The 14,587-nt window shown below is 56.6% G+C and carries 7 protein-coding genes, 1 tRNA gene and 1 pseudogene; 5 read left to right on the forward strand and 4 right to left on the reverse strand.

Annotated features, from left to right (window positions below):
- The first annotated feature begins 493 nt into the window (after positions 1-493).
- Positions 494-581, forward strand: a tRNA-Ser gene (locus EA20_RS0100065).
- Positions 582-1,222: 641 nt separating this feature from the next.
- Here the strand turns inward: EA20_RS0100065 and EA20_RS0100070 are convergent.
- Positions 1,223-2,119 (reverse strand): LysR family transcriptional regulator, encoded by an 897-nt coding sequence (locus tag EA20_RS0100070; RefSeq protein WP_024964883.1) that lies wholly within the window; start codon positions 2,117-2,119, stop codon positions 1,223-1,225.
- A 115-nt stretch (positions 2,120-2,234) separates the two neighbouring features.
- Here EA20_RS0100070 and EA20_RS0100075 point away from each other — a divergent pair, with 115 nt between their 5' ends.
- The 3 genes from EA20_RS0100075 to abgT all read left to right on the forward strand — a co-directional run bounded on the left by EA20_RS0100075 (position 2,235) and on the right by abgT (position 6,580).
- Positions 2,235-3,548, forward strand: a complete 1,314-nt coding sequence (locus EA20_RS0100075; protein ID WP_024964884.1) for an amidohydrolase — start codon at positions 2,235-2,237, stop codon at positions 3,546-3,548.
- A complete protein-coding gene (locus tag EA20_RS0100080) occupies positions 3,545-4,987 on the forward strand; it encodes a M20 family metallopeptidase (RefSeq protein WP_024964885.1) in 1,443 nt (480 codons plus the stop codon). The genes EA20_RS0100075 and EA20_RS0100080 overlap by 4 nt, the downstream gene beginning before the upstream one ends.
- Before the next feature lie 72 nt (positions 4,988-5,059).
- Positions 5,060-6,580 carry a p-aminobenzoyl-glutamate transporter gene (abgT, locus tag EA20_RS0100085; protein WP_024964886.1) on the forward strand — a complete coding sequence of 507 codons (1,521 nt, stop codon included), beginning with the start codon at positions 5,060-5,062 and terminating at the stop codon, positions 6,578-6,580.
- A 130-nt stretch (positions 6,581-6,710) separates the two neighbouring features.
- Here the strand turns inward: abgT and phoH are convergent, their stop codons facing one another.
- From phoH to putP, 3 genes and pseudogenes are all read right to left on the reverse strand, one after another.
- The gene (gene phoH, locus EA20_RS0100090; protein WP_024964887.1) at positions 6,711-7,499 is read right to left on the reverse strand and encodes a phosphate starvation-inducible protein PhoH; all 789 of its coding nucleotides are present in this window, start codon (positions 7,497-7,499) and stop codon (positions 6,711-6,713) included.
- 695 nt (positions 7,500-8,194) lie between these two features.
- A pseudogene (locus EA20_RS21025) lies at positions 8,195-8,362 on the reverse strand (deferrochelatase/peroxidase EfeB); the annotation flags it as partial.
- Positions 8,363-8,492: 130 nt separating this feature from the next.
- On the reverse strand, positions 8,493-9,977 hold the full coding sequence (putP, locus tag EA20_RS0100105; RefSeq protein ID WP_024964890.1) for a sodium/proline symporter PutP: 1,485 nt from the start codon (positions 9,975-9,977) through the stop codon (positions 8,493-8,495).
- Between the two features lie 419 nt (positions 9,978-10,396).
- Between putP and putA the strand changes: the two genes are divergently transcribed.
- Positions 10,397-14,347 (forward strand): trifunctional transcriptional regulator/proline dehydrogenase/L-glutamate gamma-semialdehyde dehydrogenase, encoded by a 3,951-nt coding sequence (putA, locus tag EA20_RS0100110; RefSeq protein WP_024964891.1) that lies wholly within the window; start codon positions 10,397-10,399, stop codon positions 14,345-14,347.
- Positions 14,348-14,587 lie beyond the last annotated feature (240 nt).

Raw genomic sequence — 14,587 nt, forward strand, 5'->3', positions numbered from 1 at the left:
CCCTCCCTCACCGCCATATTTAAAGAGAAAGCCTGAGCGACAGTTCAGGCTTTTTTTTATGCCTGTGTTAAGGCGGTTCCGTGGTTCTGCTCCGGTAAATGAGCTGCTGAGTAGTCTGGTTGTATTCTCTGTGATAGCGGAGACCGGCTCCGGCAAGAGCCAGAACACCGGGACGCCGTCAATCCTTCCCTGGAGGCTTCGCTGCCGCCTCCCTGCGGCAGCGACCCGGCTTATCATTAGCTTTTCATTTTCAGATAACGCATTCGTAACTTCAGCAATATCATCAAGCTAATTAAAAAAGCACACACTTCCGGTCATACGCAAAGGTAGAGCCTGTAAGTTGCCGATATTGAATTGTATTTCGATGACGCTAAACAGATCCGCTCACGCCTTAACCAGATATAACGAAAGGAAAAAATTCTGCTTGACCCTACCCGTCCGACTCCCTATAGTAGCGCCCCGTCGCCCCTGAGGGCGAAGCAGTATAAAATATGGTGAGGTGTCCGAGTGGCTGAAGGAGCACGCCTGGAAAGTGTGTATACGGCAACGTATCGAGGGTTCGAATCCCTCCCTCACCGCCATATTTAAAGAGAAAGCCTGAGCGAAAGTTCAGGCTTTTTTTTATGCCTATTCCCCATGAGGGAGGGTGAGAACACTCGACAGGGTTCGACAAAACGGCAGGGATTGCCGTTTTGCACAGCTCCGCTGCCCGCAGGGCGAGGCACATGGACGAGACGGACATGTGCCTCGTGACATCCCTCCCTCACCGCCATATTTAAAGAGAAAGCCTGAGCGACAGTTCAGGCTTTTTTTTATGCCTATTCCCCATGAGGGAGGGTGAGAACACTCGACAGGGTTCGACAAAACGGCAACCCCTGCCGTTTTGCACAGCTCCGCTGCCCGCAGGGCGAGGCACATGGACGAGACGGACATGTGCCTCGTGATATCCCTCCCTCACCGCCATATTTAAAGAGAAAGCCCGAGCGAAAGTTCAGGCTTTTTTTGCGTACGGTTAAGGCAGCTGCATCATCCAGCGCCGGTAAGAGACAAACCACCAGGTTGCCGTAAACTTTATTCAGAGGCTTCGCTGCCTATCCCTGTTGCAGAAACCCAGTTTATCTGTTCACCGCCCTTATATGCTGAATTATCGGGCCATCAGACCAGCTTACTGAGCGGCTGTCAGACTCCCGCATCAGCGGATAAAACCGTCTGAGCAGCAATTCTACTGACAATAACGGCGAAAAAGCTGCGCCATATAACTGCTCATCGGCGTCAGCGCGGTATCCTTTCGCTGAATCAGATAAAAGGTTGCCCTGGGCAGCGGCTCATCCAGATCAAGCGCCACCAGCTGCCGTCCCAGGATGGGGTCGTCTATCACATCCACCGACAATATTGAGACAAAATCACTTTGTGCCACCAGGCTTATGCAGGCCATAAACGTCTCGCACGTCACCTTAATTTTCAGCGCCATGTCCCGCTCGCCAAAAAGATCGTGAAGCAAACGATAATAACTGCCTTTCGGCGTTGGCATTGTCCAGTTGCATTGCTGAAGCTCTGCCAGCGAACGTGCGTGTTCAAGCGGATGTCCTTTCCTCACCACAACTTTATATTCACGCTCCATCATCCGCTCGTAAACTAACTCCTGATCAAGATGATGTTGATCGTAAGTATTGATAGTGAAATCCAGCGCTCCCTGCCGCAGTTCAGTCACCATAGAAACCAGCTGCCCTTCAACGATCCGCACATTGACCAATGGATATTCACGATGAAACTGCGTGATCACCTGCGGCATGATGGTGCGCGCTATGCTGCCGCCAACGCCAATATTGACCTGCCCCCCGCTTAATCCCAGTCGCTGCTGGATATCTTCCTGGGCAACCCGCAACTCTTCAAACACCAGGCTGGCATGGCGAAAAAAGTTATCACCAATATCCGTTAACACCACCCCCTGCTGATGACGAACGAATAGTCTGGCACCCACCACCCGTTCCAGCTCCTGAATGGCTTTAGTAAGCGCAGGTTGCGAAAGGCCTGAAAAACGGCTGGCAGCGCGAATGCTGCCCTGCCGGGCGACATCGACGAAGGCGCGTAGCTGATGAAGTTTGAAATTAGCAGGCATCGTTTATGTGATAACCATTATTTATCAAGCAGAAGATATTCGCATCTTATGCGCCACTTTTCCATTGTGTAGATTCCAGGGTGTGCCTAAAAAACCATCACTAAGGATATCACTCATGAAAACACTTTCAGACCACGTCAGCGCGTTGATGCCACAGATGCAACGGTGGCGGCGAGATTTCCACCATTATGCTGAATCCGGCTGGCTGGAATTCCGTACGGCAACTCACGTTGCTGAGGTGCTGCACAATCTGGGCTATCAGCTGCGGCTGGGCCGCGAGGTTATTGATGCTGGTGCGCGGATGGGAGTGCCTTCAGCCGACGTGATAAAACAGCAGGAGGCGCGTGCGCTGGAACAAGGTGCGCTTCCCCAGTGGCTGTCCCACTTTTCAGGCGGTTTTTGCGGCATCGTGGCGACGCTCGAAACCGGTCGTCCCGGTCCGGTGATGGGTTTTCGCGTGGATATGGATGCGCTGGATTTAAATGAAAGCCAGGCAGCAGATCATCCCCCGCAGCGGGAGGGCTTCGCCTCCTGCAATCCCGGCATGATGCATGCATGTGGTCATGATGGCCACACCACGATAGGTCTTGGTGTCGCATCCGTGCTTATGGCGATGAAAGATCGGCTCAGCGGCACCTTCAAACTGATATTTCAGCCCGCAGAGGAAGGCGTGCGGGGAGCGAAGGCGATGGTCGGGGCGGGCGTGGTGGATGATGTTGATCTGTTTACGGCCATCCATCTCGGAACGGGGGTACCGGCAGGCGAGCTGGTCTGCGGCAGCGACAGTTTTCTGGCCACCACCAAGCTGGATGTCAGCTTTACCGGCGTGGGCGCCCATGCCGGTGGCCGGCCAGAAGAAGGCCGTAATGCGTTGCTTGCCGCCGCACAGGCGACACTCGCCCTGCATGGCCTGACCCAGCACAGCGGCGGCGTGGCGCGCGTCAACGTTGGCGTATTACAGGCAGGAACGGGCCGCAATGTGGTCGCCGATTGCGCACTGATGAAGGTTGAAACGCGCGGGGCCAGTAATGAGGTCAACGATGATATCTACCAGCAGGCGCTGCGGGTTATTGCCGGTGCTGCGGCGATGTATGGCGTCGATTACGAGGTGAAGCTGATGGGCGCGGCGCGTAGCTGTACGCCCACTCAGCCCTGGGTTGATTTTATTCACCAGCAGGCTGACGCGCTTGGCCTCTTTCAGTCGGTTGTGGATCGTAAACCGCAGGCCGCCGGATCGGAGGATGCCACTTACATGATGGAACGCGTTAAGCAGCACGGCGGACAAGCTTCTTACGTGATTTTCGGTTGTGAGCTGGCAGCCGGTCATCACAACGCAAAATTCGATTTTGATGAGCAGGTCATGGCAACCGCCGTCACTCTTCTTTCCACGCTGGCGTTAAACCAGACAGATTTTGGAGGCACCCGATGATTGCACCCTTTATTGCCGACTACATCACGCAGCATCAGGCGCGTTTCAGCGCCCTCAGCGATGCCATCTGGGACGTACCGGAAACCCGGTTTGACGAAACCCGCTCTTCCGCCCTGCTGGCGGATGCGCTGGCAGAAGAAGGCTTTGAGGTGGCGCGCGGCGTGGGCGGTCTCGACACCGCTTTTATCGCCAGCTTCGGCAGCGGCAGGCCGGTGATTGCCATCCTTGGGGAGTTCGATGCGCTGGCCGGACTCAGCCAGAAGGCCGCCTGTGCCCAACCTGAAGCGCTGGTGGAAAACGGTAACGGTCACGGCTGTGGTCATAACCTGCTTGGCACCGCCGGGCTGGCCGCCGCCTTTGCCGTTAAGGCGTGGATGCAGGCGAACAGCACTGGCGGAACGGTCCGCTTTTACGGGTGTCCGGGTGAAGAAGGCGGATCGGGCAAAACTTTTATGGTGCGTGAAGGCCTGTTCAACGATGTGGAGGCCGCCGTTACGTGGCATCCGGAAGGCTTCAGCGGCATGTTTAACCTCAGTACGCTGGCCAATATTCAGGCGGCGTTTCAGTTTAAAGGCGTGGCGGCGCATGCCGCTAACTCGCCGCATCTGGGACGAAGCGCGCTGGATGCGGTGACGCTGATGAATACCGGCGCTAACTTTCTGCGTGAACACATCGTGCAGGAGGCGCGTCTGCATTACGCCGTAACCAACAGCGGCGGCGTTTCGCCAAATGTGGTCCAGGCTGACGCGGAAGTGCTCTACCTGATCCGCGCACCTGAGCTGCCGCAGGCGCAGGCTATCTATCAGCGCGTTATCAATATCGCCAGAGGTGCGGCGCTGATGACTGACACACAATTAACGGTGCGCTTTGATAAGGCCTGCTCCAACTACCGGCCAAACCGGGCGCTTGAAGCGGTAATGGTCGGTTTTCTGCATCAGTTTGGTTTACCCGATTACAGCGATGCAGAGCGCGCCTTTGCCGCAGAGATCCGTGCCACGCTGAGCGAAGACGATCTGCGCAATGCGCGACTTAACGCAGCACGTACCGGCGGGGAAGCGGGTCAGGCGTGGATCGAAAAGCAGTGCGACAAACTATTCATGGATGAGGTCGCTCCCTACCAGATCACGCAGGCGTTGCTGTATGGCTCGACGGATGTCGGAGATGTCAGCTGGATGACGCCAACGGCGCAGTGCTTTGCGCCCTGTTTCACCTTCGGTACGCCGCTTCACACGTGGCAGTTGGTCGCGCAGGGCCGCACCAGCATCGCGCATAAGGGCATGTTATTAGCCGCTAAAGTGATGGCTGCGACCACACTCACGCTGCTGGAAAATCCTGAGGCGCTGGCAAGCTGCCGCGCCGAATTTGACCAGGCTCGCCAGGCGCAGCCTTATCAATGTCCCATCCCGGAAGGCATCAGCCCTTCAAAACTCGCCGTTTGAGCACCGGACGCGTCTGCGGATGCGTACCGACATAAAAAAAACAGATTGCAAACACATGATGAGGAAACAGGAATGGAAGCAGCAACGGAAAATCGCAGCCCCGGAAAGCTTTTCAGCTGGATTGAGCGCATCGGCAATAAAGTGCCCAATCCCTTTTTACTCTTTGTCTACCTGACTGGCATATTGATGGTGGCAACGGCCATCATTGATGCGCTGGATATGGCCGTGGTCAATCCTTCGAACGGCGAGCTGGTGCGCGTGAAAAATTTGCTGAGCGTCACCGGCCTGCAGTGGATTATGCCGAACATCATTCATAACTTCAGTAGCTTTACGCCGCTGGGATCGATCCTGGCGCTGGTTATCGGCGCGGGCCTGGCCGAAAAAGTGGGCCTGCTGCAGGCGCTGATGGTGAAAATGGCGTCACACGTCAGCCGCCGTTACGCCAGTTATATGGTGCTGTTCATCGCCTTTTTCAGTCATATTTCGTCGGACGCCGCATTAGTGGTGATGCCGCCGCTTGGCGCGCTGATTTTTCTGGCCGTCGGGCGTCATCCGGTGGCCGGTTTACTGGCGGCAATCGCTGGTGTGGGGTCGGGGTTTACCGCCAATCTGCTGATTGTCACTACGGACGTCCTGCTCTCGGGGATCAGTAGCGAAGCGGCAAAAGCCGTAAGCGATACGGTGCAGGTCAGCGTCATTGATAACTGGTACTTTATGGCGGCGTCAGTGATTTTGCTGACGCTTGTCGGCGCGCTGCTGACTGACAAATTTATTGAACCGCGCCTGCCAAAATGGAACGAAGGCAGCGATGAACGGCTTGCCGCCTTAACGCCGCTGGAGAACCGCGGTCTCCGCGCGGCTGGCATTGCCGCCCTGCTGTTTATTGCATTAATTGCGCTCCTGGTAATACCGGAGAACGCGCCATTGCGTGATCCTGCCACCGGCTCGGTCATTCCTTCGCCTTTTATTAAGGGCATCGTCCCTGTTATCATCCTGTTTTTCTTTGTGGTGGCGATTGCCTATGGCGTGGTCACCCGGCAGGTCCGGCGTCCGGATGATATTCCGCAGCTGCTGATCGATCCGATGAAAAATATGGCCGGTTTTATTGTCATGGTCTTTCCGCTTTCGCAGTTCGTGGCGTTCTTTAACTGGAGCAACATGGGCAAGTTTATGGCGATTGGCCTGACCGACCTGCTTGAGAGTGCAGAAATCAGCGGCGTACCTGCGTTTCTCGGCCTGATATTTCTCTCCGCCTTTCTCTGTATGTTTATCGCCAGCGGATCGGCAATCTGGTCGATTCTCGCGCCGGTGTTTGTGCCGATGTTTATGCTGCTCGGCTTCCATCCCGCCTTTGCGCAGATGATTTTCCGTATCGCCGATTCCGCCGTGCTGCCGCTGGCGCCGATGTCCCCTTTCCTGCCCCTGTTTCTGGCCTTTCTGCAACGCTATATGAAAGAGGCGAAGCTTGGCACCTATTACGTGCTGATCTTCCCCTATCCGCTGATCTTTTTTATCAGCTGGATCGCGCTGCTGCTCGCCTGGTATATGCTGGGGTTACCGATTGGCCCTGGCGTTTATCCTCAGCTTCCCTGACCCACGTTGCCATGGATGGCCCCGCTGGCTAAAAGGGAAACCAGAAAGCCGTTTAGCCGCCCGTGAGCGGATTGCCGGGCATAAAAAAAGCCCGGACGTGATATCCGGGCTCTGTCTGCGTTGCTTCGGGTTAGCTGTAGGCCATCAGCGTGCGCTGACAGAGTTCTGAGCGCACACAATCCTCCCGCTCAAAACGCACCACGCCAATCATGTCGTCCTCCTCAAAGCGGGAGAGCGCGTCGCCGAGGCCGGACTGAACGTGGGCCGGCAAATCACACTGGGTGATATCGCCGTTGACGATGACCGTCACGTTTTCCCCAAGGCGCGTCAGAAACATCTTCATCTGAGCGGCGGTGACATTTTGCGCCTCATCAAGGATCACTACCGCATTTTCGAAGGTACGTCCGCGCATATAAGCAAAGGGCGCGATTTCCACCTTGCCAATCTCGGGACGCAGACAATATTGCATAAAGGAAGAACCCAGACGTTTAACCAGAACGTCATAGACCGGACGGAAATAAGGGGCGAATTTTTCGGAGATGTCTCCTGGCAGGAATCCCAGATCTTCATCCGCCTGTAGTACCGGTCGCGTAACGATAATCCTGTCAATATCCTTATGGATCAGGGCCTCGGCTGCTTTCGCAGCGCTTATCCAGGTTTTACCACAACCTGCTTCGCCGGTGGCGAAAATCAGTTTTTTGCTTTCTATGGCTTTAAGATAGTGCGCCTGAGCGTCATTACGGGCTTCGATCGGCGAATGATCGCGGGAATCCCGCGCCATGCCAATTGAGTCAAGTCCGCCCATCTGCACCAGCGAGGTGACCGATTCTTCTTCACGCTGACGATGACTGCGTGAATCGCTACGAAGCACACGTTTTGCTTCACGACGAGCTTTGATCACTGCTTTCTGTCTTCCCATAGTGGCACCTTACAGTTGGTTTCATCTCCCGCATCTGACGCAGATGCGATTACGTGAACGCTTTAGAGGTTTTGTGGTGGCTTCCTTGTAAGCCTTGTCTGGCCGTGGGTAAAAGTGTCTGGCAAAGCACGAGCCTGTTCAGACACCGGAATGCTGAATAATGCGTGCTGAATGTGGATAACAACAAGAGAGAAAAGAGACGGCGGAGCCAGAGCGGCCTCACAAATCAAGGCGCGGGTGATCATGTTCTGACGCTGTTGTCCGTGGAAGGACTTTACCATTCGCGATCTCCCTGAGGCTTCAGTTAATGCGTTTATCTGCCGTCGTGTTTAAATTGCAACAGATCCCGACAGGAATGCAACATCTATTTTACCTGATAATAAACAACGGCAATTTATAATGCGGAACAATCCGCGAAAATAAATAGTATTAAGTTTTAAATCAACATGATAACTATAAAGTGCGTACGCGTTTTGATAAGAAATACTCGTCGCGGAGGCGATGAAAAAGCGGCGTTTTAATTTGCTTAAAAAATAACCTCCCGCGTGACGGGAGGTCCGAGGGTTAATAGTTCAGGCCTCCAGTAAAGCCTGGCCGGGATAATGTTTATTATCGCTGGCGCCCGGCAGGACAAAGAAATAACGGCCGCCGGCTGGCTTGATATACCCCCCCCGTCTGTCAATCCGGCAGGCTGAGTTGATCGGCCTCTCCTTTCCTCTGCGGCGCGCGGCATGTTCGGAAATAAAACCTTCACGCATCCAGCGTATACTGAGCAAACCTGGCGAATGTTTAAAAATATCGCACGGAGCATAGGTCACCGTATCGTTGGTGTTTGCGAAGGTTCGCAGCGACAGATCGCCATGGCTCGGAAAATGAACAAAGGGGGACAGCAACTATCAGGGTGATAGTCCCGGACTCGCTGCGCTGTGGATATGAAGCTTGAGGATGAGTGATGCCGGACATCGCAATAATGCCCGGCATTGTCAGGCAGGATTAGTGAGCTTTAAATTCCGCTTCCGCCGCGTCAAAACGCTGCTGCGCTGCCGTCGAAGGTTCACGTCCCATCAGGCTGACCACCACGATAGCGATGCTGGCAAACAGGAAGCCCGGAATGATCTCATAGAGGTCCAGCCAGGCGTACTGTTTCCAGATCAGCACGGTCGCCGCGCCGATAATCATCCCCGCCAGTGCACCGTTGCGTGTCATCCGCTTCCAGATCAGGGAGAAGAGTACCACAGGTCCGAACGCCGCGCCGAAACCAGCCCAGGCGTAGCTGACCAGGCCCAGGACGCGGTTGTCAGGATCCGCCGCCAGCGCAATCGCCACCAGTGCAACCACCAACACCATCAGGCGCCCTACCCATACCAGCTCGCGCTGTGAGGCATTTTTACGCAGGAAGTTTTTGTAGAGATCTTCCGTCAGCGCGCTGGAGCAGACCAGCAGCTGGCAGCTCAGCGTCGACATCACCGCAGCAAGAATAGCGGAGAGAAGAATGCCGGCGATCCAGGGATTAAACAGAATACGGGCCAGCTCGATAAAGATACGCTCACCGTTTTCCGAAACGCCAGCGGCCTGGCCTGGGTTGTTCTGGAAGTAGGCGATGCCGAAGAAACCCACGGCCACAGCGCCGATCAGGCAAAGGATCATCCACGTCATGCCGATACGGCGAGCGCTGCGAATGGAGCGATGCGAATCCGCCGCCATAAAGCGCGCCAGAATATGGGGCTGACCGAAATAACCAAGCCCCCAGCCCAGCAGAGAGATCACCGCAATAAAGTTAAGATTTTTCAGCATATCGAGGTTTTCAACGCTCTTCGCCTCAATCACCGCCAGCGAATCGCTGAGGCCGCCCACCGCCAGGATCACAAAGACCGGTGTCAGGATCAGCGCAAAAAACATCAATCCGGCCTGGATGGTATCGGTCCAGCTTACCGCCAGGAATCCGCCAAGGAAGGTATAAAGGATGGTCGCCGCAGCCCCGGCCCAGAGCGCGGTTTCATAACTCATGCCGAAGGTGCTTTCGAACAGCCGCGCGCCCGCAACGATGCCTGAGGCGCAGTAAATGGTGAAAAAGACCAGAATCACCAGCGCCGAGATAACGCGCAGCATCCGGCTTTTATCCTCGAAGCGGCTGGAGAAGAAGTCCGGCAGCGTCAGGGCGTTATCGTGATGTTCAGTCTGCACGCGCAGCCGGCCCGCCACAAATTTCCAGTTAAGGTAAGCGCCCAGCGCCAGACCGATGGCAATCCAGCTTTCTGAGATGCCCGAGAGGAAAATCGCACCAGGCAGGCCCATCAGCAGCCAGCCGCTCATATCGGATGCGCCAGCAGAGAGTGCGGTGACCACACTGCCCAGGCTGCGGCCGCCAAGAATGTAATCGTCGAAGTTTTTTGTAGACCGGTATGCAATAAAACCAATCAGCACCATGCCGAGGATATAAACGCAAAAGGTCACCATCATGGGTGTACTTACTGTCATCCAGTTTCTCCACTTATTGTTGTAAACGCGCTATCGCGTCGGGCTTGTATCGCATCGCCGGAACGTAACGGTGCGACTTCCTGGCTCCCGAGGCGGAGTATCCTGCCGTAAAGCAACTACTCGCACAAATCATTTAACACATCAGTTACAGCAAATTCACCCTTCGTCACAGGACATTTCTCAACAGGTTGTACTGGATCACATTTGCAGGGTTGCACCTGATGCAGAAATCGCTTCCAGCCGCGAAGAATAAGGGTCTGCATCACCTGGCAAGGAGATTGCAGCAATAAGCGTGCCGCTTTAGGTGCGTCGGATAATAACTCTGCGTGGGCGGTCACATTTAACACGGTTGCACAAAGTTGCAACTTAAGTGATATTGCTCGCTAACAACGACGATTTCGATGAAGGAGTTTTCAGGCATGGCCACAACTACTATGGGCGTGAAGCTGGATGATGCGACGCGTGAGCGCATCAAGCTGGCCGCTGGTCAGATTGACCGTACCCCACACTGGCTAATCAAGCAGGCGATTTTCAACTACCTTGAGCAGCTGGAAAAAGGCACCACCCTGCCTGAATTCCCCGTTCAGTCCGTCTCATCGGAGGGCGAGGAGCGCCCGGAAGAAGAGTCCCGACAGCCTTTCCTGGATTTTGCGGAGCAGATCCTGCCGCAGTCGGTTACCCGCGCAGCCATTACTTCAGCCTGGCGCCGGCCTGAAACCGAAGCGGTGCCGATGATCCTTGAGCAGGCCCGCCTGCCTGCCCCGCTCGCACAGCACACTTACCGTCTTGCACATCAGCTGGCTGAGAAGCTGAGGCACCAGAAAGGGGCAACCGGACGCGCCGGTATGGTGCAAAGTCTGCTTCAGGAGTTTTCACTCTCTTCACAGGAAGGCGTCGCCCTGATGTGCCTGGCAGAAGCCTTGCTGCGCATTCCTGATAAGCCAACCCGCGACGCCCTGATCCGCGATAAAATCAGCAACGGTAACTGGCAGTCGCATTTGGGGCGCAGTTCGTCGATGTTTGTGAACGCCGCCACCTGGGGCCTGCTCTTCACCGGTCGCCTGGTCGCCACCCATAACGAAGCGAACCTCTCCCGCTCGCTTAACCGCATTATCGGTAAAAGCGGCGAGCCGCTGATCCGCAAAGGCGTGGATATGGCGATGCGCCTGATGGGCGAGCAGTTTGTGACGGGCGAAACCATCGCCGAAGCGCTGGCCAACGCCCGCAAGCTGGAAGAGAAAGGCTTCCGCTACTCTTACGATATGCTGGGAGAAGCGGCACTGACTGCCGAAGATGCCAAAGCTTACCTGGTCTCCTATCAGCAGGCGATTCACGCCATCGGTAAAGCCTCCAACGGACGCGGCATTTATGAAGGTCCGGGGATCTCAATTAAGCTTTCCGCCCTGCATCCGCGCTACAGCCGGGCGCAATACGATCGCGTTATGAGCGAGCTCTACCCTGTTCTCAAATCCCTGACGCTGCTGGCGCGCTCCTACGATATCGGTATCAATATCGATGCCGAAGAGGCGGACCGGCTGGAGATCTCTCTCGACCTGCTGGAAAAACTCTGCTTTGAGCCGGAGCTGGAAGGCTGGAACGGCATCGGCTTCGTCATTCAGGCCTATCAGAAACGCTGCCCGTTTGTGATCGATGGCCTGATCGATCTGGCCCAGCGCAGCCGTCGCCGCCTGATGATCCGGCTGGTGAAAGGCGCCTACTGGGACAGTGAAATCAAACGCGCCCAGATGGAGGGGCTGGAGGGCTATCCGGTCTATACCCGCAAGGTCTACACCGATATTTCTTATCTCGCCTGCGCCCGTAAACTGCTGGCGGTGCCAAACCTGATCTATCCGCAGTTTGCCACCCATAACGCCCACTCCCTGGCGGCCATTTATCAGCTGGCGGGTAATAACTACTATCCGGGACAGTATGAGTTCCAGTGCCTGCACGGCATGGGCGAACCGCTTTATGAGCAGGTGGTGGGCAAAGTGGCCGACGGCAAGCTGAACCGCCCATGCCGGATCTACGCACCAGTCGGCACGCATGAAACGCTGCTGGCTTACCTGGTTCGTCGCCTGCTGGAAAACGGCGCCAACACGTCGTTCGTGAACCGTATCGCTGACCAGACGCTGCCGATTGATGAACTGGTGGCCGATCCGGTAGAAGAAGTGGAAAAACTGGCGGCTAAAGAAGGCGCGATCGGCCTGCCGCATCCTAAAATCCCGCTGCCGCACGACCTTTATGGCAGCAAACGCGTGAACTCATCAGGTCTGGACCTGGCGAACGAACATCGTCTCGCCTCGCTTTCCAGCGCGCTGCTCAACAGCGCAGCCCAGCCCTGGCTGGCGCTGCCAATGATTGACGGTCGCCTGGAAGATGGTGAACGGCTGCCGGTCATTAACCCTGCCGATCCAGGCGATATCGTCGGCTACGTGCAGTACGCAAGCGAGCGTGATGTCTCCACCGCGCTGGATGCGGCTGAGAGCGCCGGTCCGATCTGGTTCGCCACGCCGCCGGAAGAGCGCGCCGCGATCCTGGAACGCGCCGCCGTGATGATGGACGGTCAGCTTCAGCGCCTGATCGGCATTCTGGTGCGCGAGGCCGGTAAAACGTTCAGCAACGCCATCGCCGAAGTCCGCGAAGCGGTCGACTTCCTCTACTACTACGCGGGCCAGGTGCGCGACGACTTCGATAACGAGACTCACCGTCCGCTGGGGCCGGTGGTCTGCATCAGCCCGTGGAACTTCCCGCTGGCGATTTTCACCGGTCAGATTGCCGCCGCGCTGGCGGCGGGCAACAGCGTACTGGCGAAGCCCGCCGAGCAGACCCCGCTTATCGCGGCTGAAGCCGTGGCGCTACTGCATGAAGCGGGCGTACCGGCCGGTGCGCTGCAGCTGCTGCCAGGTCTGGGTGAAACCGTGGGCGCGCAGCTTACTGGCGATCCCCGCGTTCGCGGCGTGATGTTTACCGGCTCAACGGCGGTGGCCACCCTGCTGCAGCGTAACCTGGCGGGCCGCCTCGATCCTCAGGGGCGTCCAACGCCGCTGATTGCGGAAACGGGCGGGATGAACGCCATGATCGTCGACTCCTCCGCGCTGACCGAGCAGGTGGTGATGGATATCGTCGCGTCCGCGTTTGACAGTGCGGGCCAGCGCTGCTCTGCCTTGCGTCTGCTGTGCGTCCAGGCGGACGTGGCCGATCACACGCTGCAGATGCTGCGTGGCGCGATGGCCGAATGTCGTATGGGTAATCCGGAGCGGCTCTCCACGGATATCGGCCCGGTTATCGATGCGGAAGCGAAGGAGAATATTGAGCGACATATCCAGGCGATGCGCAGCAAAGGGCTGAACGTCTATCAGGCCGTGGTGCAAAACCAGCAGGACAGCAAGGAGTGGCAGAGCGGCACTTTTGTGCAGCCAACGCTGATTGAACTGAACAACGTGGCCGATCTGGATAAAGAAATATTTGGACCGGTGCTGCATGTGGTGCGTTTCACGCGTAACACGCTGCCGCAGATCGTTGAGCAGATTAACGCCACCGGCTACGGACTGACGCTGGGCGTACATACCCGCATTGACGAAACCATCACCCAGGTCACCAACAGCGCCCATGTAGGTAATCTGTACGTTAACCGCAATATGGTCGGTGCCGTGGTCGGCGTGCAGCCGTTTGGCGGTGAAGGCCTCTCCGGTACCGGACCGAAAGCGGGTGGGCCTCTCTATCTCTATCGCCTGCTCTCTCACCGTCCGGATGGCGCGTTACGTCAGACGCTTGACCGTCAGGACAGTGAACGTCCGGTAGACGCCTCGCTGCGCCAGACTCTGTTGACGCCGCATCAGGCGCTGACCGGCTGGGCAAAAGAGAAGCCGGCGCTGGCCGCGCTCTGCATGCACTACGCTGAGTTGGGCCAGGGCGGAACGGTACGTTTACTGCCGGGACCAACAGGCGAACGTAATACCTTCGCCCTGCTGCCGCGCGAGCGGGTGCTTTGCCTGGCAGACAATGAGGAAGATACGCTGACCCAGCTGGCTGCCATCACTGCGGTAGGCAGCCGGGCGCTCTGGCCAGAGGATGAACTGCATCGTACGCTGCTCCGTTCACTGCCACAGGAAGTGCAGAAGCGGATCGACTTTACTGACCAGCCGCTGGGACAACAGACCAACTTTGATGCGGTGATCTATCACGGCGATGCCGATCAGCTACGGGTAGTCTGTGAAACGGTGGCGGAACGTGAAGGAGCGATTGTCTCCGTACAGGGCTTTGCGCGGGGAGAGACTAATCTTCTGCTGGAGCGCCTGCTGATTGAGCGTTCGCTGAGCGTCAATACCGCTGCGGCGGGCGGTAATGCCAGCCTGATGACCATCGGCTAAGGCGCACAGCGTTCCGCGTTATGCCTGGCCTTAGTGCCGGGCATTCAGCAGACGCCCGCGCGGAACGTTTACTTTTCCGACGCGGGCGGATGATCCACATTACTGGGGTGCATAACTCGCTTAACCCTGAAAGCTTATAGTTATCACCTAGGTTTTCAGGTTAATAACAAACGTAAAGCGAGAAAACAGGGACGGGAAGTAAAGCATCTCAGGCAGGAACGGCGTCAACTTCCCCCGGGC

The sequence above is a fragment of the Pantoea sp. IMH genome, assembly GCF_000599885.1.
GTDB lineage: Bacteria > Pseudomonadota > Gammaproteobacteria > Enterobacterales > Enterobacteriaceae > Erwinia.

Bases quoted from the DNA above. Each gene is read 5' to 3' on its own strand.
- putP (WP_024964890.1), bottom strand. From the start codon at position 9,977: ATGACAGTAAGTACACCCATGATGGTGACCTTTTGCGTTTATATCCTC.
- EA20_RS0100075 (WP_024964884.1), top strand. From the start codon at position 2,235: ATGAAAACACTTTCAGACCACGTCAGCGCGTTGATGCCACAGATGCAA.
- EA20_RS0100070 (WP_024964883.1), bottom strand. From the start codon at position 2,119: ATGCCTGCTAATTTCAAACTTCATCAGCTACGCGCCTTCGTCGATGTC.
- putA (WP_024964891.1), top strand. From the start codon at position 10,397: ATGGCCACAACTACTATGGGCGTGAAGCTGGATGATGCGACGCGTGAG.
- phoH (WP_024964887.1), bottom strand. From the start codon at position 7,499: ATGGGAAGACAGAAAGCAGTGATCAAAGCTCGTCGTGAAGCAAAACGT.
- abgT (WP_024964886.1), top strand. From the start codon at position 5,060: ATGGAAGCAGCAACGGAAAATCGCAGCCCCGGAAAGCTTTTCAGCTGG.
- EA20_RS0100080 (WP_024964885.1), top strand. From the start codon at position 3,545: ATGATTGCACCCTTTATTGCCGACTACATCACGCAGCATCAGGCGCGT.